Source organism: Caldimonas brevitalea (genome assembly GCF_001017435.1).
GTDB classification, from domain to species: Bacteria; Pseudomonadota; Gammaproteobacteria; order Burkholderiales; family Burkholderiaceae_C; genus Caldimonas; species Caldimonas brevitalea.
Map to the genome: position 1 here is coordinate 743037 of NZ_CP011371.1, position 22346 is coordinate 765382.

Consider the following 22346-nt stretch of genomic DNA (forward strand, 5'->3'; position numbering starts at 1 on the left):
GGACTAGGCCGGCACCTCGATGCAAAAACGCTCCCGAAACGCCGCCTGCTCGCCTTTGCTCGCATAGCCACGGGGGTTGGCCACCACCCGGCAGCGGCGGTTGCGCGCCGCATCGGTGAGCACTTCATAGTCGATCGCGCAGTGCAGATGCCCGTGGATCCACAGGTCGGCATGGGCCAGCAGCGGGTCGAGCGCATTGCAAAAACCCGCGGTGCCGGGCACCAGCCCATAGCGCGGATCGGCACTGCGCAGGCTGGGGGCAAAGTGCGTGACCGCCACGGTGGTGCCGTCGAAGGGCTCGGCCAGCGCCTGCTGCAACCAGGTCTGGCAGGCCAGCCCCAGGTCCCGCATCGACTCCGCCAACATCGGTTGGCCTTGCCGCAGCGTGGTGTTGCGGCGCAGGTAGAAATTGGCCGCCCGGAAGGCTTTCTCGCGTTGCCGTCGCGCGCGCGCCGGGTCCAGGCTGCCCTCGGCCAGCGCATCGAAGTCGCTCCACAACGTGGTGCCGACGAAACGCACCCGGCCCAGCGTGTGCACCTGCCGTTCCAGCCAGACGATGCCCAATCGCTCACAGGCCTCTCGCAGCCGCTGGTGGGCCACGTCGAATTCCAGCCCGTCGTATTCATGGTTGCCGGGGACGTACAGCACCAGGGGCCACGCCGCCCCCAGGCGTGGCGAAAAACGCCGCAGGCCGAAGTCGTCCTCGGCGAGCCGCGAGCCTTCCTGGTAGGAGCCGACGTCGCCGGCGAGCACCAGCACGTCGGCGTCCGGCGCCACCTGGGGCCAGAAGTCCGGGTGGGTTTCCAGGTGCAGATCTGAAAGAACTTGTAGACGCATGACGACCGTCAGTCTAGAGCCTGGCGGCGACCTGGGCGGCGGGAGGGCCGCCTCGCAATGGTGCATCGGGCAGCGGCGAAGTCAGCCACGCCCCATTTCATGTGTGCATCACCTCTTCACCCCTTCATTTTGAACATCGGAATCATTGACGCCGTTTGGAGTCGCGGGAGGCGCAAGACATGCTCAGCAAGCCTCCCCTGTCAAGGCTCGGAATCATCCGTCCCCCTCACGGGGGGCGTGACATTCTTGCGACAGGCAAGTAGCGCAGCACAGGGCAGAATCCGTGCCGGCGGATCGCGTCGCTGCATGTACACCTTCCTGCGCGGCGAGCGATGGCTCATAGCAGCCTCAACTCATTCACCACATAACGATTCAGGAGATCTCTCATGACCAAGACGTCCTCCCCCTGGGTGCGCACTGCGGTGGCACTGGCACTGGCCAGCGCGGTCGGCGGCGCCGGCGCCTCCGGCCTGGTGTTCGGCACGCAGAGCGCGAGCAACATGGGGGTCGCCAACGCCGGCGCCGCAGCCGTGTTCGACGCTTCGACCATTTTCACCAACCCCGCCGGCCTGACGCGGTTGAAGGGCACGCAGGTGTCGGGCGCGCTGAACCTGGTGTTCCCCGACGGCAGCTTCACCGACAGCGGCTCGACCACCGGCACCGGCCGGCCCATCCAGGGTGAGACCAAGGCCGAGTTCAGCAGCTCGGTGATCGTGCCGCACGCCTATGCCAGTCACGAGCTGCAGCCGGGCCTGGTCGCCGGCATCGGCCTGTTCGTGCCCTACGGCTCGGCGACCGAATACGACGACAACTGGACCGGCCGCTACCACTCGACTGAAAGCGAGCTGAAAAGCGTCAACCTCAACCCCTCGATCGCCTGGAAGGCGAACGAGCAATGGTCGGTCGGTGGCGGCATCAGCCTGCAGTACGTCAAGGGCCGCATCAGCAAGGCGATCGACTTCGGCAGCCAGATCGGCGGGCCTGCAGCCGCCAACCCTGCCTTCGATGGCAACGTCACCGTCACCGGCGACGACTGGGGCTTCGGCTTCAACCTGGGCGTGATGTTCGAGCCGACGCCCGACACCCGCATCGGCGCGGCCTACCGATCGAAGATCAAGCACAAGGTGACCGGCGACGCCGACTTCACGCTGCCGCAGGCGCTGGCCAGCAACCCGGCGGTGGCGGCGCGCTTCGCCGACACCGACGCGCGACTGGACCTGACCATGCCCGAGTCGCTGACCGTGCATGCCTTCCACCAGATCGACGCGCGCTGGGCCATCATGGGCGACATCACCCACACCCGCCACTCGCGCCTCCAGGAACTGCGCATCAAGCTGCGCGGCAACAACGACTCGGTCGTGCCGACCGACTGGAAGGACGCCACCCGCTACAGCATCGGCGCCACCTACAAGTACAACGAAGCCCTCACGCTGCGTGCCGGTCTGGCCTACGACGAGTCGCCCGAAGACGACCAGAACCGCATTGCCAACATCCCCGACAACGATCGCACCTGGATCGCCGGTGGCGCGTCTTATGCCTTCGACGCCAACCGCACGCTGGACGTCGCGCTGGCCTACGTGAAGCTGAAGGACAGCTCGATCGCGCAGCAGGACGTGGCGAGCAAGGCGGTCGTGCGCGGCAACTACGACGTTCATTCCTACGTGTTGGGCCTGCAGTACAACCAGCGCTTCTGAGCTGAGTTGAAAGCCGGGGGCAGTGAAGGCTGCCCCCGGCTGCTCACGTCACGGCCGTGCGGCCAACCGGCGGGCCGGCGCCTCGGTGTCGGCCAGCAACTGGTCGAGTACGTTGCGCGTGATGCGCTCCACCCGCGCATCCTGCCCGCTTGCCAGCACCTGTGCCCAGTCGGTGGTGCCCACGGTGAACACCGTGCCGCCGGGCGAGAACACGCCCATCGTGGCCGCATGTACGCCCTCGCGTGCCGCAAGGCCTTCCCGGGGCGGCAATTCCTGCCACTCGGGCCCGAGCGGCGCAGCGGCCAGCAACTGGAAGCCGGGCGGCGTGCCGGTCCGGTGGGCGTCCTCGGCCAACACCGCGACGCCGGTCTCCGGGTCGATGTGCGACAGCGGCGCGCCGTCGCATTCATAGCCGACCAGCGGTGGCGCGGTGTCGTGCCCGAAGCGCTCGCCGCGGCGCAATTGTGTCCCCTCGAACACCCAATGATCGGGTTGCTGCACGCGGTAGCCGTCGCCGTGACGCGGGCCATCCCACCAGCCGCCGCCATGGCGGTAGCTGACGCCGGTGAGGCTGTCTTCGGGGCGGCCCGCGCCGGTGTTCGACCACCAATGATCGAGCGCGCCGCGCGGGCCGCCCTGATGGCACACCAGCGCGCCGCCGTCGTCGACCAGGTGCACCCGCCACCAGCAGAGGTTGGCGCCGAAGAACGCGACGTTCCCGCCGCGTGCCACATAGGCTTCGACATGGTCGCGCGTCGGCTCGCTCCAGTATTCGTCGTGCCCGACGCTCACCATCAGCCGGTAGCGGTCGCACAGGCGCGCGTCGTGGTGCAGGTCGAGGTCGCAGCAGAACTCGGGCTGGTAGCCGCGGCGCAGCAACCATTGGATGAAGAGCGCGTCCCAGTGCGCGAAGGTCTGGCGTGGCGAGCCGAGGTCGTAGTGGTCGAGGGCACCCCAGGTGTCGCCGCCAATGCCGCCGCCGGGCCGTCGCAGCGACACCTTGCTGCCCGGTGGCTCGACCGACCTGACTGGGTCGACATAAAAGCAGCCGCCGCCGGTGCAGTTGTAGGCGTGGTAAGTGGCCAGCGGGATCTTGTACAGCAGCCCGGCGCGGCCGCGGCCGCGCACGACAAACAGGGCCGATGCCGGCTCGCACAAGCCCTGGAATGCGACGGCCTCGGGCTCCTGCAGGTGCGCGACGTAAACGGCCGACGGCCAGTCGTGCGGAAGGTCGAACCGGTAGGCCGGCCAGTGCCAGTCGCTGGCGGGCCCCTCGGGCGAGGCCGAGGCCCCGGGCTGCCAGTCGGACTGCCATACCGGGACGAAACCGTCGCCCCAGCGGTAGACACACACGCGAAAGCGCGGCGCGTCGGTCGCGACGTGCAGCACCAGCGGCTCCCCCGGCGCCAGGCTGGGCTGTCCCGGATACCCGCGGATCATGCGCTGCTCACCGTCACGGCTGGCGGGGCAGCTCGGGCTCGCTGCGCTTGCGCACCAGGAAGGGCGGCATGGCCAACGCATGCATCGGTGTGCGGCGGAAGGTTTCCAGCGCTTCGGCCGGGGTCTCGACGATGGGCTCTTCCTTGCGGTTGAACGAGGTGTTCAGCAGCACGGGCACACCGGTGCGCGCCTCGAAGGCGAGCAGCAGCGCACGCAGCAACGGGTCGTCGTGTTCCGCCACCGTTTGCAGCCGGGCGGTGCAGTCGACGTGCGTCACGGCCGGGATGATGTTGGCCGCTTCGGGCCGCACGGGGGCGGCGAACTGCATGAAGGGCGAGGGCCGGCGGATGTCGAAATAGCGGTCGGCGTGTTCGAGCAGCACGATGGGCGCGAGCGGGCGGAACCACTCGCGTTCCTTGACCTTCGAGTTGATCCAATCGCGCACATAACCCTGGCGCGGGTCGCCCAGGATGCTGCGGTGGCCCAGGGCGCGCGGGCCGAATTCGCTGCGCCCCTGGTAGAGCGCCACGACCCGGGTCTGGGCCAGCAGGTCCACGACACGGCCGACCAAATCGTCGGGCTGCTCGACGATGAGGTCGTCGCTCGCCTGCAGCGCCGCCTCGATGTCGGCGGCCCGGGGCGGCGGGCCGAGGTAGTCGTCGCGCCAGCGCCATTCGCAGGGCAGGCCGAGCAACTCGGTCATGCCGTAGACCGCGCAGCCGATCGCGGTGCCGGCATCGCTCGGCGCCGGCGGGATGAAGATGCGCCGGAAGGGCGTCTCGCGCAGCAGCCGGTCGTTGGCCGAGCAGTTCAGGCCGGTGCCACCGGCGAAACACAGGTTGTCGGCGCCGGTGCGGGCGTGCAGCCAGCGCGCGACCTGCAGCAAGGCCTCTTCGAACGCCCGCTGGCCGGCGGCGGCGAGGTTGGCGATGTCCTTGAAGCGCGCGGTGTCGCCGCTGCTGTAGCGGAAGCGGTCGCGCTGCCGCAGGATCTCGACCCAGGCCGACGGGATGGTCACCTGTGCACCGTCCACCTCCAGCGGCGGCAGGCCCAGTGCGTCCGGGTCGCCGTGCGGAGCCAGGCCCATCACCTTGCCTTCACTGCCTTCGCCGCGGAACATCGATTGCGTCAGCAGGAAATAGAACATGCCCAGCCCGACCAGGCGCTGCTCGTCCCGCATCCACAACTGCTTGTCGAGACATTCGATGCACTGGCGGTCGACGCTGTAGAACGACGAGACCTCGCGCCAGTGGGGCGGCACGGCGGCGGCGCCCGCCCAGGCTTCGGTGAAGTCGCTGACCGGGCTGCCCTGGCCATCGACGATCATCACCGCCGCCGCGTCGAAGGGCGAGGGATGGAACACGCTGTACAGATGCGAGACGTGGTGGGAGATGCGGGCCCGCTTGCAATCGGGCGACAGCCTCAGCACCTCGGCCAGCTCCTGCTCGTAGGCGCCCAGGTGGTCGATCTCGGCGTCCGACGAATAGCACTCGACCACCGCGTCGATCGGCCGGTCCAGCCCTGCCAGGGCTTGCCGGTAGACCTTGCGCAAATCGTCCAGCTTGCCCCAGTGGTGCTTGTGGCGCGTCAGCCGCTCCTTCTGGATCGCGCTGATGACGCGTGAACCTTGCATCAGGCAGATGCTGGCGTCCTGGGTCCGGTTGATGCCCAGGATGATCGGCTCGTCCATCGCTTCCTCGCTTTCCTCATGCTGATTCATCTGCATGGAAAGGCCGAGGCCCCGCCACGGCGCGTCGGCCAAGGTGACGGCGAGCGGTCTCGTGTCGCCCACCGTCGGCGTGTCGAAGCGCTTCACGGCAGTAGCAATCTGCGTGCGGAGGATGCGAGAAGAAACGGAAGCGCCCTGCTGCGCAAAAAGCGCAACAGGGCGTTTAGGCCGGTGATGGGGCGGCCCGAGGCGGCCGCGAGTGCCCGGCGAGGCCCGGGCACTCTCGTTGGCGGACGATCAGGCGCCGACCGGCTTGGCTTCCTTGTGACGCACGACGATGGTCGCGGAGCGGCCCGGCAGGATCGGGTTCTGCCCCGGCTGGTTCGACGGCCACGCGCCGAGCGCGGAGGACGGGTGCTGAATGTTGATGAAGAAGGTCTTCAGGTCCGGCGTGTAGGCGAGGCCGGTGATCTCGCAGCCGTCAGGGCCGACCAGGAAGCGGCGCGACGCGCGACTCTTCTGGTCGACGTAGTACATCGCGTTGTTGCCGAAGACGCTGGTGGTCGACGCGCTGGTGCTGGCGTCGGTCTGCACCCACAGACGGCCTTGCGGGTCGACGCGCAGGCCGTCCGGGCTCGAGAACGTGTCGCCGACGATGTTGCCCTTGAGGTTGTCCTCGGCCAGGCTGGGGTCGCCGGCCAGCAGGAACAGTTCCCACTTGAAGGTGGTGGCGGTCGGCGCATCGCCGGCCTCGGTCCACTGCACGATGTGGCCGTGCTTGTTGCTGACGCGCGGGTTGGCCGGGTCGGTGACCGTGCGACCGCCGTTGTTCGTCAACGTCATGTAGATCTTCTTGTCCAGGCCCACCGTGACCCATTCCGGGCGGTCCATCAGCGTCGCGCCCGCAACCCGGGCAGCGGCCTTGGTGTTGAGCAACACGTCGGCCTGGGTCAGGAAGTCGATCGTCTCATCGTCTGCCGCACCCTGCGTCTCGTTGCCGGGATCGACGGCGCCCGCGGTCAGGCCGCTCTGGCCCTGCACCAGCGGCAGCCACTGGCCGGTGCCATCGGCATTGAACTTGGCCGCGTAGAGGACACCGTCGTCGAGCAGGTTGGCGTTGGCGGCGCGGTTGTTCAGGTCGACCTTGCCGTTGGGCACGAACTTGTAGACGCAGCCGGGCGTGGAGTCGTCGCCGAGGTAGAACGCGACGCGGTTGTCGGCGCCCATCAGGTAGGCAGTGTTCTCGTGGTCGAAGCGGCCCAGCGCGGTCCGCTTGACCGGCAGGCCGGACAACTGGCCCAGCGGGTCGATCTCGACCACCCAGCCATAGCCTTCTTCGGCTTGCGATGGGTCGAGGTAGTTGTTGGTGGTTTCTTCACAGGTGAGATAGGTGCCCCACGGCGTGTGGCCGCTGGAGCAGTTGTTCAGCGTGCCGATCACCGTGTTGCCGACCGCCGACTTGGCCGGGCCGCTGACGTTGTAGGTCGAGTTGCCGGTGTAGCGCTTGTTGTACTTCGAGTCTTTCTTGACGGCCCACTTGCCGTCGGCACCGACGGCGACCTCGATCACCGAGACGCCGACCGACGACAGGGCCAGCTTCTTCTGTTCGGCGGTCGCCGTCTCCGGCTTGAACTCGAACAGCGCCGGAAAGAGCACGGCGACTTCCGGTGCCTCGTGGTTGATCGCGAGCAGGCCGCCCTTGTTGGGGTCGACACCCGGAATCTCGAAGAAGTGCATGCCGTCGTGTTGACCGCCGGCCATCTTTTCAGTGTCGCCGGAGCCGAAGAAGCTCCCGGCGAAGGCGGCCGAGCCGGCGACGCAGGCGTCGCCAGCGGCATACATCACCTCGACGGTGTAATTGGCCGGCACGACCACCTGCGCGCCGGTGGCCTTGTCGATCTTCGAGAAGGTGACGTCGTAGCTGTCGGCGGGGGCCGGGCCGGGCGCGGGCGCCGGAGCCGGGGCGGCATCATCGTCATCACCGCCGCCGCAGGCGGTCAACAGTCCGGAACCGAAGGCGGCCGCGATGGTGGCGCCGAGGGAGCCTTTCAGCAGGCTGCGCCGCTGCACCTGGGCGTCGCGCAGCACGTCTTCGAACATCTGGCCCGGCACGGTGCCGGCGGATTCCTTGCGGCCCATCGCGGCGGCGAACTCGGCGCGCAGGCGGTCGGTGATATAGGACATCGCGGTTCCTTGTTGTGGGGATCGAGCGGCCGGATGCTAGTCAGCGGATATGAAGCCCGTGTGTCAGATGCGCCGCTGGCGCTGTGCGCACCCCGACCTCCAGTCGGCCCGCGCGGGCCGACGAACGGTTCATATCCCTAGTCCGGGGTATTGCCAGCGCCGCCTCGGCCGGGCATCCTGCGCCCCGAACCGGTCACCGCCACGGCGGCCGGTCATGCACACATGAAACAAGTATTTCGGGCGCCGTGCCGCCACGGCGGCCGGTCGGTCATCGGGGAGCCGCAGTGCGCGCAGCAAACAAAGATCAGATGAAAACCGCAGCCCTCGTCGTGCTGCTGGCCGCGGCCATGGTGGCCGGATGTGGCGAGAAGAAGACCGAACTGGGGCAGGGCGGCTCGGTGGTGGCCGGCTCGGCCGGCCCGGCCGGCGCGCAAGGCGCGGATAGCCAATTGGTGCGCTGCAGCGCACCGGTCGCGACGCTGGCCCTGGCAGAGAACCCGGACGGCTACACGATGCACAGCAACTACCGGCTGCCGTCGTCGCCGGTGCCGTTGATCAAGCTGATCGCGCAGCAAAGCGGCTGTTTCAGGGTGGTCGACCGGGCGGCCGGCCTGCGCGGCACGGTGCAGGAGCAGGAACTGAAAGAAGCCGGCATCTTGCGCTCGGCGTCGACGGTGGCCAAGGGCAAGGGCTACGAAGCGCAGTACACGCTGGTGCCCAGCCTGACCTTCAGCGAGCAGGACGCCGGCCGTGGCCTGGGCGGCATCATCGCGTCCATCCCGGTGCTGCGCAACATGGCCGGGTTTGCCGAGCAGGTCAAGTTCAAGGAGGCCCAGGTGGCCCTCATGCTGACCGACAACGAAACCACCGAACAGCTTGCCGCCGCCACCGGGGCTGCCCGCACCACCGACCTCGGTCTCGGCGGGCTGGCCTTCGGCAAACTGGGCGGCGCGGGCGGCATGGGTTGGAGCAACACGAACGAAGGCAAGGTGATCGCGGCGGCCTTCTTCGACGCACACAACAAGCTCGTCACGCAGGTGCGCGAGCTGGCCGCCAAAGATCTGCCGCCGCCGGTGGCGACCCGGGCCAAGACGGCGGACTGAACCGCAAGGGCCCGTTCGCCCCCGGTTCAGCGCTCGTACGCCGCATTCACCAGACGTTCCGCGTGAGCTTGCTCAGGCGGTGCTTCAGCCCGAGCACGTCGATCCGTTCGATGACGGGCGGGGCGGGCCAGCAAGTCCGGCGCGCGCGTCATCGGGGCTTGCGCGTTCGGCCCTTCCAGATGCGCCTCGCGGTCGGCTCACTGCCCATGGTCGCTTATGACATCTTGATATCGTCCGCGCCATGAAGATCGACGTGCTCGCGCTCGACGGTGTGTTCGACACCGGCCTGTCCACCGTGCTCGATGCCTTGGCCATGGCCAATGAACTGGCGCCGATGGCGGGCATCGACTCGCTGCGGTTCGAGGTCCGGCTGGTCGGCATGCGGCGGCGGGTGCGCACCTCACAAGGGCTGACCGTGCCGGCAGCGTTGGACGGCGCCGGACCGGCTCCAGACTGGCTGGTGGTGCCGGCCATCGGATGCAAGATGCCCGCCTCGCTCGAGCCCGCGTTGCAGCGGGCCGACGTGCGCGATGCCGCGAGCTGGCTGCGCGAGCGGGCACACCAGGGCGCGCAGACCGCCGCGGCCTGTGTCGGCACGTTCGTATTGGCCGAATCCGGACTGCTCGACGGCCGCTCGGCCACCACCAGCTGGTGGCTCGCGCCGCTGTTTCGCCAGCGCTACCCGCGGGTCACACTGGAGGCCTCACGCATGGTGGTGCGCTCGGGGCCCACGCTGACGGCGGGTGCGGCGCTCAGCCATGTCGATCTGGCCCTGTCGCTGGTGCGCAGTGCCAGCCCGGAACTGGCCTCGATGACGGCCAAGTACCTGGTGGTGGACAGCGGACGTCCGTCGCAATCGGCCTATGTGATCCCCGATCATCTTGCGCACCACGATGCCCTGGTCGAGCGGTTCGAGCGCTGGGCGCGCGAACGCCTGGCCGACGGCTTCTCGCTCGACGACGCCGCGCACGCATTGGCGACCAGCAAGCGCACCTTGCAGCGCCGCATGGCCGAGGTGCTGGGCAAGACGCCGCTGTCCTACTTTCAGGACTTGCGCGTCGAGCGCGCGGTGCATCTGTTGCAGACCCGCCAGCACGACATCGAGCGGATCGCGGCCGAGGTCGGCTATGCCGACGGCGTCACGCTGCGGGCCTTGCTGCGTCGACGGCTGGGGCGCGGTGTGCGGGAGATACGCCTGCATGCGCGCGGCGAAACGGGCACGGTCCCGCCGGCAGACGAGTAGGGCGACGGCGGCGCTCAAAGAAGGGGCGACGCGTTGGAATGCGCGCCGGCCCCCGGCGGGTCAAACCGTTGCGGCGCCCGAGCTGCCATGCGCCGTGCCCCTCGTGCTGCCGAGGGCCGCTTGCAAGCGCGCCTCCTGCTCGGGGTTCAACGAAGACCGCAGCACGCGGCCCTCGAAGGGCGACAGGGCCGCCAGCAAACGGTCCGGCTCCAGTTGGCGCAGCAAGACGAACACGGCGGACCCCCCGGGCGGCAGGGTGTGCGCCAACGAGCCGATGAAGTCATCGTCGATGCCGTAGTCGGTCAGTTGCCCCGACAGCGCGCCGGTGCCGGCCCCGACGGCCGTGCCCAGTGCGAAGCCGACCAGCGGGTTGAGCAACAACAAGCCGACCAGCGCGCCGCACACGCCGCCCCACAACCCGCCCGACATGGCGCCTCGCCCGGCCGGGCTGACGCTCTGCTGCAGCTGCACCTGGCCGTCGGCGCCCCGGTGCGCGACCACCGCATCTTCCAGGTCGATCCAATAGTCCTGTTCGAGGCGTTTCAGCTCGCTCAGTGCAAGGTCTGCCTGGGTCTTGTCGTCGAAGGCGACGACGACGAGTTCTGCCATGGGAGTCTCCTGAGGGCGGGTGAGGGGGCAGGTCGGCACCGGCCGTGGTCAGGCGCCCCAGGGTGGGGGACGCGGGCGCCAGAACTTGCGGCGTTCGGTCAGCCGCTCGAACGGGAACAGGCTGCCCAGCACACCGCCCACCGAGGACAGGTTGTTGACGGTGCGCAGGGCTTCCAGTGCGAACTGCTGGATCACCACACGTTCGCTGACTTCGGCGCCTTCCTCGATGCGCGACAACGCGTGCATCACATACAGGCCGACCATGGCCGACAGCGCAAACAGAAACTCCCAGTGGGCGAATGAGACCACGGCCACCTCACCGGCCTGGGTCGGCGAGACGAAGCGCACCACGGCCGACAGTTCGCTGGCCTGAAACGCCTGCGCCAGGGCGCCGGCGGCAATCGGCGCGATGCCGCCGGCAAAGGCGGACACCAGTCCGATGGCGGCCAGATAGGACGTGCCCTGCCCCTGCGGCGCCAGCTTCAGGCCGAGGTTGCCGGTGGCGAGGCCGATGCCACCGGTGGCCACCCCCATGGCCAGGTGGATCGCAAACATCAGTGCCAGCTGCACCTGTTTGTCGGCGGCCGCGTCGGTGAAGACCAGCGCGAGGGTGCACCCGAAATAGACCGGCAATGCGACCGCGAGGATGGCCTTGTTCGAAAGACGGTCCGACAACCTACCCCACAAGTACAGGGTGACCGCGTTCGCCAACTGGCTGGTGACCCACAGCGTGGTGACCGTGGTCAGCGGGTACTCGAGCTGCTGCATCAGGTACACGGCGAGGAACGGGGCCGCCAGGTTGGACGCCACGTTCCACCCGCCCATGAACACCAGCAGGCGGCGGAAGTTGCGGTCCTGGAACGGCGCCAGCATGCGCGAGCGCATCGTGGCGGCGGGGCCGGCATCGTGCATCAACGGCTCGGGCGTGCGTCCCAGGAAATAGGAACTGACGAAGCCGGCGGCGCCGGCGACGACGAAGGAGAGCGCGTAGGCATGCAGCCGGTTGTCCACCGGCAGCTGTTCGACGAAATAGCCGGCCGCCAAGGTCGCCACGCAGGCCAGCGTGGTCCCCCAGAACAACCGCCGTGAGAAGAAACTGCCGAGTTCCTCCGGCGCGATCAACTGGTGCAGCCACGAGTTCACCGAGCAGGCCCCGACCGCGTGCAGCAGGGCGATGACCACCTGCAGTGCGATCAGCGCGATCAACCCGGCGTGCAGGCTGGGCAGGAACGGCAGCAGCGCCATCATCGTGATCAGCACGCGTGCGCTGGTGATCGACACGACGCCGATCTTGCGCCGTTGCCTGAACCGTTCCACCAGCAAGGTGGCCGGCAGCTGTGCGGCCTGGGCCAAAAAGGGGATGGCCGCGAGCAGGCCGACCTGCAAGGGGTCGGCCCCGAGGGCCAGCGCAAACGCCACCAGGATCACCCCGCTCGAGAAGGCGCCGGTGACGCTGGCCCAGCTCGCGTCGAGCACGAGCGACTTTTCCCCCGCGAGCCGCTGCTCGGTAGAGACTTCTTCGACGGGTCGCAGCGACATCACGCGAGCCGCCACCCGAGGGCGGCGGTCAGGATCGAGTCAACCGGGGCCGACCTCGAGGCCGGGACGGCGGCCGGCCGGAGTGGGCAGTGGGGGTGTGGCACGGACACGGCGTTCTCCACCTGTTGAAGCGTCCTAGGCAGCCGGCAAATCGCGCGCCCGACAGGCGGGGCGTGAGCCCTCACCCTTCACGGGAATTGAAGGTGTCGCACTGCTGCAACGAGCCGCTGTCCATGCCACGGCGGAACCAGCGCGCGCGTTGCTCGCTGGTGCCGTGCGTGAAGCTTTCGGGCACCACGGTGCCGCGCGAGCGCCGCTGCAAGGTGTCGTCCCCGATTTGCGCCGCGGCGTTGAGCGCTTCCTCGAGGTCGCCGGTCTCGAGCCAGCCGCGGGCCTGCTGGGAATGGTGGGCCCAGATGCCGGCCAGGCAGTCGGCCTGTAGTTCCAGGCGCACCGACAGGGCGTTGGCCTGCGCCTCGCTGCTGTTGCGCTGCGCCTGCGTGACCCGGTCGCTGACGCCGAGCAACTGCTGCACGTGGTGGCCGACCTCGTGTGCGATCACATAGGCCTGCGCGAAATCCCCGGGTGCCCCGAGTCGCCGCTCCAGCGTTTCGAAAAAGCCGAGGTCGATGTAGACATGTTGGTCGGCTGGGCAATAGAACGGGCCCATCGCGGCCTGGCCGGTGCCGCAGGCGGTCGACGTGGCATCCCTAAACAAGGTCAGCCGGGCCGGGCGGTAGCTCATCCCATGCTGCTGCAGCACTTGCGCCCAAACGTCCTCGGTGCTGGCCAGCACGGTCGACACGAAGGCGGAGGCCCGGTCGTGGGCAGGCGGCGCCTGGGCCGGGACACTTTGCACCGCCTCGGGCGTGCCGCCGCCGCTCAGCAGGTTCAGGATCGTCAACGGATTGACGCCGAAGATCCAACCACCGATCAGCGCCACCACGACACTGCCGATGCCGATCGACCGGCCGCCCAAGCCAAAGCCCGCGCCGCCAGCCCCCCGGCGGTCTTCGATGTTCTCGCTCTGCCGGTGTCCTTCCCACTTCATGTTGCCTCCTGGGTCGTGTCGTGTGTCAGCACTTGGCCGCCGGACCCCACCGGTCACAGCCACCTGGTGCTGGTGGGCTGCTACGCAAAAGACGTTCCGTCGTGGTTACCAAGGGTAGTGAGGCGGCCCGAAGACCGGTTCAGGCGTCGGCATCTGAACGCGGTTGCGAATGTTCCGTTGCATGCGCCCGCTTTCGACTACCTTGTGCATCGGACCTGCCCCGCAGTGGCCCTGCCAGCCAGGGGGCCGTTGCGGTTGTGCGCGCGCCGCCAGGCGCGCGTGCGACCTTGTTCCATCCCTTGCAACTCGGAGCTTGAAACATGGTGCACACAATGACTCGACTACTGGGAACGCTGGTGCTCGGCTGTGCCGCGGGCGTGGCGGGTGCGGCAGAGCCGCCGGCCAAACTCGCCGACGGCGTGCTGGTGGGGCCGAACGGCAAGACGCTTTACACCTTCGACAAGGACGCGCCCAACAGCGGCAAAAGCACTTGCAACGGGCCTTGCGCCTCGGTGTGGCCGCCGCTGGCTGCCGGCCGGGCCGACCAGCCGGCAGCGCCCTACAGCATCGTGACGCGGGACGACGGCACCAAACAATGGGCTTACAAGGGCAAGCCGCTCTATTTCTACCAAGCCGACCAGAAGCCGGGCGACCGCAGCGGCGACAAGGTGAGCGACGTCTGGCACGTGGTCAAGGAATGAGCCAAGGCCCGGCGGTGCCACGCTGACGAGGCCGCTCGGCGGGCGCGACACCGCCGAGCTTTGCCTCAACCCAGACTGGCGCTCGCCAGCTTGGCGGCGAAGCCGATGAACAAGCCGCCGACACCGCCGGTGGCGGCTGCCGAGAGGCGGCGCCGGCGGCGGAACTGCCGGGCCAGGTGGGCCCCCGCGACGATGAGCAGCGACAGGTAGGCGGCGCTGCACAGTTGCACGACGGTGCCCAGGATCGCGAAAGACAGCGCTGGGTAGGCATAGCCCGGTTCGACGAACTGGATGAAAAACGAGACGAAAAACAGGATCGCCTTGGGATTCATCAGGCTGATCAGCAACGCGGTGCGGAACGGCCGGCCCGTGTCGGCCGGTGGCGGGGGAGCACCGACCGTATCGTCGCCGCGGCTGCGCCAGCGCGCGGCCGCGGCGCGCAGCAAGCCCACGCCCATCCACAGCAGGTAGCCGGCGCCGGCGTACTTCACCAGGGCGAACAAGGCGGGCGTGGCCTGCAACAACGAGGCAGCGCCGGTGGCCGCCAGCACCATCAGCACCAAGTCGCCCAAGAAGACGCCACAGGCGGCGCGATAACCGGCCCCCACGCCGAGGCGTGATGCGACCGACATGACGTAAAGCGAATTGGGGCCGGGTAGCAGCACGATGACGATGGTGCCCAGCACGAAGGTGGTGAGGTCGGTGACGCCGTAGAACATGACGAGGATCGAGCCGTGGCTGCGGGCCCGGCGACCGCCGGGCGCTGTGGCCGCATACCCCGGCAGGACCTGACGAGGCCCGGCCGGGGCGCCAAAGGTACTACAAGCGCGCCGGTCCTGCACGGGCGGCCCGAGCGGGGGGCGGCCCGTCCGCTCAGGCGGCGCTGGTCTGCGCCTCTTCCTGCGGCACGTCGATCAGGCAGAAGGGCGGGCGGTCAGGGAAGGTACGACGCAGCAGCGGCATCGCGACGTTGTAGACCGGGATGCCGTTGACGGTCTTGCCTTCCGGATAGCCCCGGTGCGCATGGCCATGGAACACCGCGGCCACGGGGTAGCGGATCAGCGGTTCCTCCAGGCGGCTGGTGCCGAGGAAGGGGAAGATCTCGACCGGCTCACCCTTCACGGTCGCCTCGATCGGCGAGTAGTGGAGCATCGCGATGCGCTGCGGCGTGCGCAGCTTGGCCAGTGCCGACTCCAGCTTGAGCGCCTCCTGGATCGCTTCATTGACGAATTGCTTGATCACGGCTTCGCCCCACGGACCCAATGCGCCGCGCCCGTAGCCCCCGGCAAAGCCTTTCACCCCGGCGATGCCCACGCCGTGCACCTCGCACGCTTCACCGTCGAGCACCTTGACCCCGGCGTCGTGCAGGACCTTCCGCACGTCGTCGGGCCGGCCTGCTTCGAAATCGTGGTTGCCGAGCACGGCGATGATCGGCACCGACACGGTGGCCAGTTCGGCGGCCAACACCTTGGCTTCGTCGACCAGGCCGTAGTCGGTCAGGTCGCCACACAGCAGCAGCGCGTCGGCTGCTTCCGACGCGTGGGCGAAAAACTCGCGCAGCGTGCCGGCCGATTCTTTGGTGCAGTGGAGGTCCCCGACCGCGGCGAACCTGACTTTTCCTTGTGAAACCATCTGATGTCCTTGTGAGATGCAGGGTCCTGATGCGCTCGCCATCTCCCCCTGCACGCCGCGTGCCGGGGGTCGCAAGCGCCGCTTGTTCCAGGCGCCGAGAGGGAGGCGGCACACCGATTGCTCGAATGCCGTCAAACAGCTTTTTGGTAGTGCACGATGTCGGAAACCCCTTTGATTTCATCGTCCTGCGAGTTCGACGCGGACACCGCGGCGTTTTACAGGGACGTCCTTGAGACCCTGACGTCGTCCCGCGTGCCCTTTCTTCTTGGAGGGGCATTCGCCTTCACCTGCTACACCGGCATCGAGCGGACGACCAAGGACTTGGACTTGTTCATCCGCCGCAGCGACTACGACCGGGTCGGCGAAGTCTTGCGGCCGGCCGGCTACGAGACCGACCTGACCTATCCCCATTGGCTCGGCAAGGTTCACAAGGGGCCGGTCTTCATCGACCTGATCTTCAACTCCGGCAACGGCATCGCCGAGGTCGACGACGCCTGGTTCGAGCATGCCGGTGACAGCGAAGTGCTGGGTGTGCCGGTGAAGGTGTCGCCGATCGAGGAGATGATCTGGTCACGTGCCTTCATCATGGAGCGTGAACGCTACGACGGTGCCGACATCGCCCATTTGCTGCGCACCGGCGACCGGCGTCTCGATTGGCGCCGGCTGCTGACGCGCTTCGGCCCGCACTGGCGCGTGCTGCTGAGCCACTTGATCCTGTTCGGTTTCATCTACCCGGCCGAGCGCGACATCGTGCCGGTGTGGTTGATGGATCATCTGACCGAGTGCCTGCGCGAAGAAACCCATGCGGCACCGCCGCGCGACAAGCTCTGCGGGGGCACCTTGCTGTCGCGCGAGCAGTATCTCGACGACGTGGAGCAACAGGGCTATCGCGACCCGCGTCTGCCGCCGCTGGGCAACATGAGTCCCACCGAGGTGACCGTCTGGACCGAGGCGATTCCCGACCGGACGCCCACGCCTTGATCACCCCGGGGCGGCATGCCGTCGCCCCGCAAGGAGAGCCGGATGTCCAAGAAATATGGCGTCGACCTGCCGAGCACGCTGGAGCGCTCGCCGGCCAAGGCGCAGCGCACCTATGCCAAGACCCTGCGCAGCGCCGAGCAGGCCTACGGCAGCGGTGAGCGCGCAGGCCGGGTCGCGTATGCGGCACTCAAGCACGGTTTCGAGAAAGTCGGCGATCACTGGGAAGCCAAGGCGCACAAGGGGCCGTCCGATCCGCGCGCGGCCCGCTCGGGTGCGGCAGCCCGGCGAGGTGAGGGCGCAACCTACGGCGGCGTCGACCTGATGGGCCATTCCAGGCAGGACTTGTACGAACGGGCCCGCCAGCTCGACATTCCGGGCCGCGCCTCGATGAACAAGTCGCAACTCGCCCAGGCGATCGCCCAGCGGCAGCGTTGACCGGCACGCCTTGCTGGCCGTCACGGCAACGCGTCAGCAGAACAGCGGCATTCGGATTGCTGCATCAGGTGAACAGGCGGTCCCGATGGTCGGGGCCGCAGTACACCTCCCATGGATGCCTCCCTTCGCGCCGATGCACAGGATTTGAGTGAAACCCTGACGTCCTGCGCGCGTGTTGCGGCCTTGACTGCCGGCGACAAAGGGGTCGGCTTCTTCTTCGATTACCGCGGCCCGAGCTTCGATGCGACGGTCTTTCACGACCGCATCCGCCAGATCGTCGAGCCTTTGCTCGACGACGCCGTGGGGGCCCTGCGGCAAGGCTGCGTGTTCTTCTCGGTCGATGTCGTGCCGCACATGCCGGGACGCGCCACGGTGCTGATGCAGGTGGCGCGCACCGGCACGCCGGCCAGTGAGCCGGTGCTGCAGCGCCTCATCCATGCGATCCAGGCCGCTCCCAGCGGCTTCAGCGAAGATCTGGCGCCGGCCGAGGCCGATGCGGCACAGGTGTGCGAGCGCCTGGCGGGCTCGCTCATCGTCGGTGACGTTCCGAAAGCAGGGCGTGTGGTGCGGGCCGACGTGCTGCTGCCCTGCAAGGGGTTGACGGAAGACATCACGTCTGCCGCCGAGCACGGGCTGTCGGCCTGGCTGCTGGGCGAGCCACCGATCATCTACGAATCCATCGTGCGGCGACTGCACCGGCTGGGCTGGCAGGTGCAGCTGCTGCCCACCGTCGATGCGGCGCGCGAGAGGTACCGCAGGAGCGGGGTGGCGCCCGAGATGGTGGTGGGCGCCGAGCGGTACCGCGTGGTGACTGCGGATCTGGCCGCATTTGCCGAAGGCCTGCCCCCCGCCTCGGCCGTGTTCGCCACGCTGCTGTCCCACGCGACGGTGCAGACAGATGAACGAGGCCGCGTCGGCCGCGTCCAGGTCTTCGCGAGCCCCTTCAGCCCGCATCAACTCCACCAGATCACCGTGCGTGCCCTGGCCAACGCGCGCAAGATGCTGCGCGCGTGCACGGCGCCGCAGATGGCGCTCGAGCGACGACCGCGGGTGTTGTTAGTCGAAGACAACCTGGTCAACCAAATCCTGTCGACCGAGATCCTCCACTTGTTCGGCTTCGAGGTCGACGTCGCCAATAATGGTCGTGAGGCGGTCGAACATTGCCAGCAGAATACGCCGTCTCTCATCGTGATGGACCTGGACATGCCGGTGATGGATGGATTGGAAGCGGCCCGACAGATCCGTGAGCTCGAGCGCCAGGGCGGGCTTCCCCACATCGCGATCGTCGCCGCCACGGCCCGCGCGACCGACGCGGACCGGCTGGCCGCACAACAAGCCGGAATGGAAGGTTTCGTTCCCAAGCCGTTCGACCTCGCGTTCATGCAAAAGGAAATCGACCGCGTGTTGCAGCGCCGCAGTGCTGCGCAAGAGGCCGCCGAACTGCCACACCCACCTTCATGATGGCCCGTCCTCCCGCCCCCCCCACTGCATCGTTCGAGGCGCTCGCCGAACGGCTGCTGCAGCTGTTCCTGGCGCAAACGCATGAGCATGCGGTGGCACTGCTCGATGTCGACGGCACCATCGTGGGTTGGCGCGGGGCGGCCGAACATGTGTTCGGCTACCGTGAAGCCGAGGTGCTGGGGCAGCCGATCTCGCTGATCTTCACGGAGGAGGACGTCGAGCGCCGTACCGATCGTTTCGAGCGCCTCGCAGCCTCGGTCAGCGGCGTCGAGGAAGACGACCGCTGGCATGTGCGCCACGACGGCACGCGCATCTGGCTGAGCGGCACCATCATGGCCTTGCGCGACGAACGCAACGAGTTGGTGGGCTACGGCAAGATCATGCGGGACCGCACCGATCTGCGGGCTCGCATCGAAACCCTGGAGCACCGCATCGAGGAACTCGAGCAATCGCACCGGCACAAGGATGTGTTCTTCGCGCGGCTGTCCCACGAAGTCCGCAACAGCCTGGCGCCGTTGCGCAATGCGGCCGAGCTGATCCGCCGAACGCAAAACCCGGCCGAGCTGCGCTTCCCGCTCTCGCTGGTGCAGCGGCAGCTCGAACTGTTGGGCCGCATGGCACAAGACCTCACCGAGGTGGCCCGTGCGGCGGCCGGCAAGCTGACCCTGGCGGTCGAGCGTCTCGACCTGAACGCCCAACTGCAGCTGTGCGCCGAGGCGTCCCGGGCACACGCCGAGGGCAAGCAGCAGGAATTGCAGGTGCTGCTGCCCGAGACGAGCGTCGAACTGCAGGCCGACCCCGAACGGCTGCAACAGGTGGTGTTCAACCTGCTCGACAACGCGATCAAGTACACCCCGGAGCACGGCCGCATCTGGCTCAAGCTGGCGATCGAGGGGCCCGACGCGGTGATCCGGGTGCGCGACACCGGCCGCGGCATGGGGCCCGAGCTGCTGCCACGGGTGTTCGACCTGTTCACGCAGGGTGCGCCGGACGAGGCCGAGGGGGGCTTCGGCGTCGGGCTGTCGCTCGTCAAAGACCTGGTGCACGCCCACGGCGGCACGGTGGAGGTGCGCAGCGAGGGCGGAGGCAAAGGCAGCGAGTTCACCGTGCGGCTGCCGATGCGGGAGCCCAGGCCTGGGGCCGTCTGACACCCGCACACCCGTCTCGCCGCGGCAGCACAAGGAGCGGCGCTTGCTCCTCGCAGGAGCGACGGCCCGTGCGGGCAGACCCGGCTAGGAGGATGTGGATGGACGCGAAGCGTGAGCGGCCGCCCGACGACAGGGCGGCAGACCTGTTGCCGACGGGTGTCCAGGGACTGGACACGCTGCTCGGCGGCGGGCTGCCGGTCGGCGGCTTGTACATGGTGGAAGGCGTGGGCGGTGCCGGCAAGACCGTGCTGGCGGCGCAAACCGGCTTCCGGCTGGCGGCGCAAGGGCACCAGGTGCTGTTCCTCACGCTGATCGCCGAATCGCATGGCAAGCTGCTGCGCCACCTGGCGAGCCTGAGTTTTTTCGACGCCCGCGTCGTCGGCCGTGAATTCGTGCTGCTCAACGCCTTCAACGACCTCGAGTCGGGCGGACCCGACGCCTTGCTGGCGCTCGTTGGTGCGAGTCTGAACGAGCACCGGCCGGCGCTGTTGATCCTCGACGGTTTTCGCACCGTGCGCGGCATGGTGGAGCGCGATGTGGATCTGGCCAAGTTCCTGCACCGGCTCAGCTCGTTGAGCACGGCGACCGGTTGCACCACGCTGCTGCTCACACCGGCCGCGGGCGTCGGTTCCGAAGCCGAACACACGGTGGTCGACGGCGTGCTCGAGCTGTCCCAGTTCCACCACAGCTTTCGCACGACACGCCTGCTGCAGGTGTACAAGCTGCGGGGCCGGCCGCACCTGCTGGGTCAACACGTGTTCGCCATCACGCGGCAGGGGGTCGAGGTCTATCCGCGGCTGGAAGGCCAGCGGCGCAGCGAAGTCGCGGCGGCCCCCGCCAACCCGGAACCCCTCGAGCTCGGCGCCACCCTGCTCGGGCAGATCACGCGCCAGGGCATCAGGCGCGCTTCGATCACCCACATCGTCGGCCCGCCCGGCGCGGGCAAAACCTTGATGGGCCTGGAGTTCCTGGCCGAGGGACTGCGGCGCGGAGAAAAGTGCGCGGTGCTCGGCTTCTACGAGTCGCCCGAGCGGCTGCTCGCTCGCGGTGACCGGGCCGGCATGCAGTTGAGCCAGGCCGTGGCCAGCGGCGGTTTGTCGGTACTCTGGCATGCCCCGATCGAGCTGTCGCTCGATCGCCTCGCACTCGAGTTGTTCGACGACATCACCGCACGTGGCGTGCAGCGAGTGTTCATCGACGGGCTGGACGGCCTGCTCGCCGGCGCGCCTCACCCCGAGCGAGCCCAGCCCTTCATGGCCGCGCTCACCAACGAACTGCGCATCCGTGGCGTCACGACCTGCATGACCCAGGAGCTCGCCTTCCTCGACCAGCTCGGCGGACCGGTGCGGCGCCTCTACATGTCGCCGCTCTACGAGAACATCGTCTGGATGCGCTACGACGCTGCGCGTGCGCAGATGCGGCGCCTGGTCTCGCTGCTGAAACTGCGCGAAAGCCCCTATGACCCGGTGATCTGGCAGTTTCACATCGCCGAGACCGGCTTCGTGCTCGACGGGCCGGCCGACGACCCACCCGCTGGTCCCGACGCGGCCGGCACGCCGGACGACACGGGGACGCCGGAATGAGCGGCGCCCGGACCATCTTGCTGGTCGACGACGAGCCGGACATCGTCGATACCGTGGCCTTGCTGCTGTCCCTGGAGGGCTATGAGGTCAAGAAGGCGGGCGACGGGCGTGCCGCCCTGCAGTTCGCCCGGGCCGGCGGCGTCGACCTGGTCGTGACCGATTTGATGATGCCCCGCATGGGTGGCGAGGAACTGTGCCGGTGCCTGAAGCACGATCCGCAGACGGCCGGCATTCCCATCGTCATGAGCAGTGCCGCGCTGGGGGCCGCCGACGCGGCGTCGCAGCTGGGGTGTGCCGCGTTCCTGCCCAAACCTGCGCGCTTCGAACGTCTGCTGGGCGTGATCCGCAGCCTGCTGGGCTCAGACCACGATGGCGGCGCCGGGGGGGCGGCTTGAGGAGCCGCCAGGAGCCGACCCGCGCGACGGCGGATGCCGTCGCGCAGGGCCAGCATCTCGAACGAGATCAGGCCTTGCGTGCGGCCTTCTTCGCGGCAGCCTTCTTGGCGACCGGCTTGGCGGTGGGCTTCGCTGCCGTCTTGGCAGCCGTCTTGACAGCCGACTTGCCAGCGGGCTTCGCGGCGGCCTTCTTGCCAGCAGCCGGCGCGGCGCCGGCCTTGGCGGCCTTGCGAGCAGCGGCCTTCGGGTCGATGGCGGCCTTGAAGGCGCTGCCCGGCACGAACTTCGGCACCTTGGTGGCCGCGATCTTGATCGACTTGCCTTCCTTCGGGTTGAAGCCGGTGCGCGCGGCGCGGGCCACCTGCTTGAAGGTGCCGAAGCCGACGAGCTGCACGCTGTCGCCCTTCTTGACGGCATTGACGATGGTTTGGACGAAGGTGTCGAGCACGCGGCCAGCAGCGGCCTTGGACAGTTCGTGTTCGGCGGCCAGCTTGTCGATCAGTTCAACTCGGTTCATGTTTGCTAGGTTTTCTCTTGATTCCACCGCAGGGGTTGCCCACGGCGCCTGCGGAATGCGAGGCGGGCGAAGTGTAGCGGCAGCGGCCGCCGTCGCTGCGACAGCGCGTATCGAGGGCCGCTGA

General features: G+C 68.3%; 20 protein-coding genes. 10 read left to right on the forward strand and 10 right to left on the reverse strand.

Features of this window, described 5'->3' with window-relative positions:
• Window positions 1-3: 3 nt before the first annotated feature.
• Window positions 4-837, reverse strand: coding sequence for a metallophosphoesterase (locus AAW51_RS03250; RefSeq protein WP_047193463.1), 834 nt, complete (start codon window positions 835-837; stop codon window positions 4-6).
• Between the two features lie 386 nt (window positions 838-1223).
• Between AAW51_RS03250 and AAW51_RS03255 the strand changes: the two genes are divergently transcribed.
• Entirely contained in the window at window positions 1224-2531 is a 1308-nt protein-coding gene (locus AAW51_RS03255) for an OmpP1/FadL family transporter (RefSeq protein WP_047193464.1), read from the forward strand.
• Between the two features lie 48 nt (window positions 2532-2579).
• On the opposite strand, the gene AAW51_RS03260 is transcribed toward AAW51_RS03255, so the two are convergent.
• The 3 genes from AAW51_RS03260 to AAW51_RS03270 form a co-directional block, all read right to left on the reverse strand.
• Window positions 2580-3971 carry a N,N-dimethylformamidase beta subunit family domain-containing protein gene (locus AAW51_RS03260; RefSeq protein ID WP_047193465.1) on the reverse strand — a complete coding sequence of 464 codons (1392 nt, stop codon included), beginning with the start codon at window positions 3969-3971 and terminating at the stop codon, window positions 2580-2582.
• A 13-nt stretch (window positions 3972-3984) separates the two neighbouring features.
• Window positions 3985-5787 (reverse strand): carbamoyltransferase family protein, encoded by a 1803-nt coding sequence (locus AAW51_RS03265; RefSeq protein ID WP_238947746.1) that lies wholly within the window; start codon window positions 5785-5787, stop codon window positions 3985-3987.
• A gap of 150 nt (window positions 5788-5937) precedes the next feature.
• A complete protein-coding gene (locus AAW51_RS03270) occupies window positions 5938-7824 on the reverse strand; it encodes a PhoX family protein (protein ID WP_047193466.1) in 1887 nt (628 codons plus the stop codon).
• Between the two features lie 308 nt (window positions 7825-8132).
• Here AAW51_RS03270 and AAW51_RS03275 point away from each other — a divergent pair, with 308 nt between their 5' ends.
• The gene (locus AAW51_RS03275) at window positions 8133-8927 is read left to right on the forward strand and encodes a CsgG/HfaB family protein (RefSeq protein WP_047193467.1); all 795 of its coding nucleotides are present in this window, start codon (window positions 8133-8135) and stop codon (window positions 8925-8927) included.
• A 241-nt stretch (window positions 8928-9168) separates the two neighbouring features.
• Window positions 9169-10170 (forward strand): GlxA family transcriptional regulator, encoded by a 1002-nt coding sequence (locus tag AAW51_RS03280; RefSeq protein ID WP_047193468.1) that lies wholly within the window; start codon window positions 9169-9171, stop codon window positions 10168-10170.
• Between the two features lie 60 nt (window positions 10171-10230).
• Here AAW51_RS03280 and AAW51_RS03285 read toward each other — a convergent pair whose 3' ends face one another.
• The 3 genes from AAW51_RS03285 to ypfJ all read right to left on the reverse strand — a co-directional run bounded on the left by AAW51_RS03285 (window position 10231) and on the right by ypfJ (window position 13369).
• On the reverse strand, window positions 10231-10779 hold the full coding sequence (locus AAW51_RS03285) for a DUF1269 domain-containing protein (RefSeq protein ID WP_047193469.1): 549 nt from the start codon (window positions 10777-10779) through the stop codon (window positions 10231-10233).
• 48 nt (window positions 10780-10827) lie between these two features.
• Window positions 10828-12318, reverse strand: a complete 1491-nt coding sequence (locus AAW51_RS03290) for an MFS transporter (protein ID WP_047193470.1) — start codon at window positions 12316-12318, stop codon at window positions 10828-10830.
• Between the two features lie 181 nt (window positions 12319-12499).
• Complete coding sequence (gene ypfJ / locus AAW51_RS03295) at window positions 12500-13369, reverse strand: KPN_02809 family neutral zinc metallopeptidase (protein WP_047193471.1); 870 nt, start codon at window positions 13367-13369, stop codon at window positions 12500-12502.
• Between the two features lie 332 nt (window positions 13370-13701).
• Between ypfJ and AAW51_RS03300 the strand changes: the two genes are divergently transcribed.
• The gene (locus tag AAW51_RS03300) at window positions 13702-14070 is read left to right on the forward strand and encodes a COG4315 family predicted lipoprotein (RefSeq protein WP_047193472.1); all 369 of its coding nucleotides are present in this window, start codon (window positions 13702-13704) and stop codon (window positions 14068-14070) included.
• 65 nt (window positions 14071-14135) lie between these two features.
• On the opposite strand, the gene leuE is transcribed toward AAW51_RS03300, so the two are convergent.
• Together leuE and AAW51_RS03310 are read right to left on the reverse strand one after the other, a co-directional pair.
• On the reverse strand, window positions 14136-14789 hold the full coding sequence (leuE, locus tag AAW51_RS03305) for a leucine efflux protein LeuE (protein ID WP_047193473.1): 654 nt from the start codon (window positions 14787-14789) through the stop codon (window positions 14136-14138).
• A gap of 154 nt (window positions 14790-14943) precedes the next feature.
• The gene (locus tag AAW51_RS03310; RefSeq protein WP_047193474.1) at window positions 14944-15702 is read right to left on the reverse strand and encodes a metallophosphoesterase family protein; all 759 of its coding nucleotides are present in this window, start codon (window positions 15700-15702) and stop codon (window positions 14944-14946) included.
• 156 nt (window positions 15703-15858) lie between these two features.
• Between AAW51_RS03310 and AAW51_RS03315 the strand changes: the two genes are divergently transcribed.
• From AAW51_RS03315 to AAW51_RS03340, 6 genes are all read left to right on the forward strand, one after another.
• The gene (locus AAW51_RS03315; RefSeq protein ID WP_047193475.1) at window positions 15859-16683 is read left to right on the forward strand and encodes a nucleotidyltransferase; all 825 of its coding nucleotides are present in this window, start codon (window positions 15859-15861) and stop codon (window positions 16681-16683) included.
• Between the two features lie 42 nt (window positions 16684-16725).
• Complete coding sequence (locus tag AAW51_RS03320; protein WP_238947747.1) at window positions 16726-17118, forward strand: ChaB family protein; 393 nt, start codon at window positions 16726-16728, stop codon at window positions 17116-17118.
• Between the two features lie 111 nt (window positions 17119-17229).
• Window positions 17230-18579 (forward strand): response regulator, encoded by a 1350-nt coding sequence (locus AAW51_RS03325; RefSeq protein ID WP_083438038.1) that lies wholly within the window; start codon window positions 17230-17232, stop codon window positions 18577-18579.
• Window positions 18576-19727, forward strand: a complete 1152-nt coding sequence (locus AAW51_RS03330) for a PAS domain-containing sensor histidine kinase (RefSeq protein WP_053013293.1) — start codon at window positions 18576-18578, stop codon at window positions 19725-19727. Before AAW51_RS03325 ends, AAW51_RS03330 begins: the two co-directional genes overlap by 4 nt.
• 98 nt (window positions 19728-19825) lie before the next feature.
• Window positions 19826-21310 carry an ATPase domain-containing protein gene (locus tag AAW51_RS03335; RefSeq protein ID WP_053013294.1) on the forward strand — a complete coding sequence of 495 codons (1485 nt, stop codon included), beginning with the start codon at window positions 19826-19828 and terminating at the stop codon, window positions 21308-21310.
• Window positions 21307-21705: a response regulator gene (locus AAW51_RS03340; protein WP_047193478.1), complete on the forward strand. Its 399-nt coding sequence runs from the start codon at window positions 21307-21309 to the stop codon at window positions 21703-21705. The genes AAW51_RS03335 and AAW51_RS03340 overlap by 4 nt, the downstream gene beginning before the upstream one ends.
• A 67-nt stretch (window positions 21706-21772) precedes the next feature.
• Here the strand turns inward: AAW51_RS03340 and AAW51_RS03345 are convergent, their stop codons facing one another.
• The gene (locus AAW51_RS03345) at window positions 21773-22222 is read right to left on the reverse strand and encodes an HU family DNA-binding protein (RefSeq protein WP_047193479.1); all 450 of its coding nucleotides are present in this window, start codon (window positions 22220-22222) and stop codon (window positions 21773-21775) included.
• Window positions 22223-22346 lie beyond the last annotated feature (124 nt).

Coding starts and splice junctions, on each gene's coding strand:
- AAW51_RS03250 (WP_047193463.1), bottom strand. CDS start 837: ATGCGTCTACAAGTTCTTTCAGATCTGCACCTGGAAACCCACCCGGAC.
- AAW51_RS03330 (WP_053013293.1), top strand. CDS start 18,576: ATGATGGCCCGTCCTCCCGCCCCCCCCACTGCATCGTTCGAGGCGCTC.
- AAW51_RS03300 (WP_047193472.1), top strand. CDS start 13,702: ATGACTCGACTACTGGGAACGCTGGTGCTCGGCTGTGCCGCGGGCGTG.
- AAW51_RS03290 (WP_047193470.1), bottom strand. CDS start 12,318: ATGTCGCTGCGACCCGTCGAAGAAGTCTCTACCGAGCAGCGGCTCGCG.
- AAW51_RS03310 (WP_047193474.1), bottom strand. CDS start 15,702: ATGGTTTCACAAGGAAAAGTCAGGTTCGCCGCGGTCGGGGACCTCCAC.
- AAW51_RS03325 (WP_083438038.1), top strand. CDS start 17,230: ATGGATGCCTCCCTTCGCGCCGATGCACAGGATTTGAGTGAAACCCTG.
- AAW51_RS03315 (WP_047193475.1), top strand. CDS start 15,859: ATGTCGGAAACCCCTTTGATTTCATCGTCCTGCGAGTTCGACGCGGAC.
- AAW51_RS03260 (WP_047193465.1), bottom strand. CDS start 3,971: ATGATCCGCGGGTATCCGGGACAGCCCAGCCTGGCGCCGGGGGAGCCG.
- ypfJ (WP_047193471.1), bottom strand. CDS start 13,369: ATGAAGTGGGAAGGACACCGGCAGAGCGAGAACATCGAAGACCGCCGG.
- AAW51_RS03270 (WP_047193466.1), bottom strand. CDS start 7,824: ATGTCCTATATCACCGACCGCCTGCGCGCCGAGTTCGCCGCCGCGATG.
- AAW51_RS03280 (WP_047193468.1), top strand. CDS start 9,169: ATGAAGATCGACGTGCTCGCGCTCGACGGTGTGTTCGACACCGGCCTG.
- AAW51_RS03320 (WP_238947747.1), top strand. CDS start 16,726: ATGTCCAAGAAATATGGCGTCGACCTGCCGAGCACGCTGGAGCGCTCG.
- AAW51_RS03285 (WP_047193469.1), bottom strand. CDS start 10,779: ATGGCAGAACTCGTCGTCGTCGCCTTCGACGACAAGACCCAGGCAGAC.
- AAW51_RS03340 (WP_047193478.1), top strand. CDS start 21,307: ATGAGCGGCGCCCGGACCATCTTGCTGGTCGACGACGAGCCGGACATC.
- AAW51_RS03275 (WP_047193467.1), top strand. CDS start 8,133: ATGAAAACCGCAGCCCTCGTCGTGCTGCTGGCCGCGGCCATGGTGGCC.
- leuE (WP_047193473.1), bottom strand. CDS start 14,789: ATGTTCTACGGCGTCACCGACCTCACCACCTTCGTGCTGGGCACCATC.
- AAW51_RS03335 (WP_053013294.1), top strand. CDS start 19,826: ATGGACGCGAAGCGTGAGCGGCCGCCCGACGACAGGGCGGCAGACCTG.
- AAW51_RS03255 (WP_047193464.1), top strand. CDS start 1,224: ATGACCAAGACGTCCTCCCCCTGGGTGCGCACTGCGGTGGCACTGGCA.
- AAW51_RS03345 (WP_047193479.1), bottom strand. CDS start 22,222: ATGAACCGAGTTGAACTGATCGACAAGCTGGCCGCCGAACACGAACTG.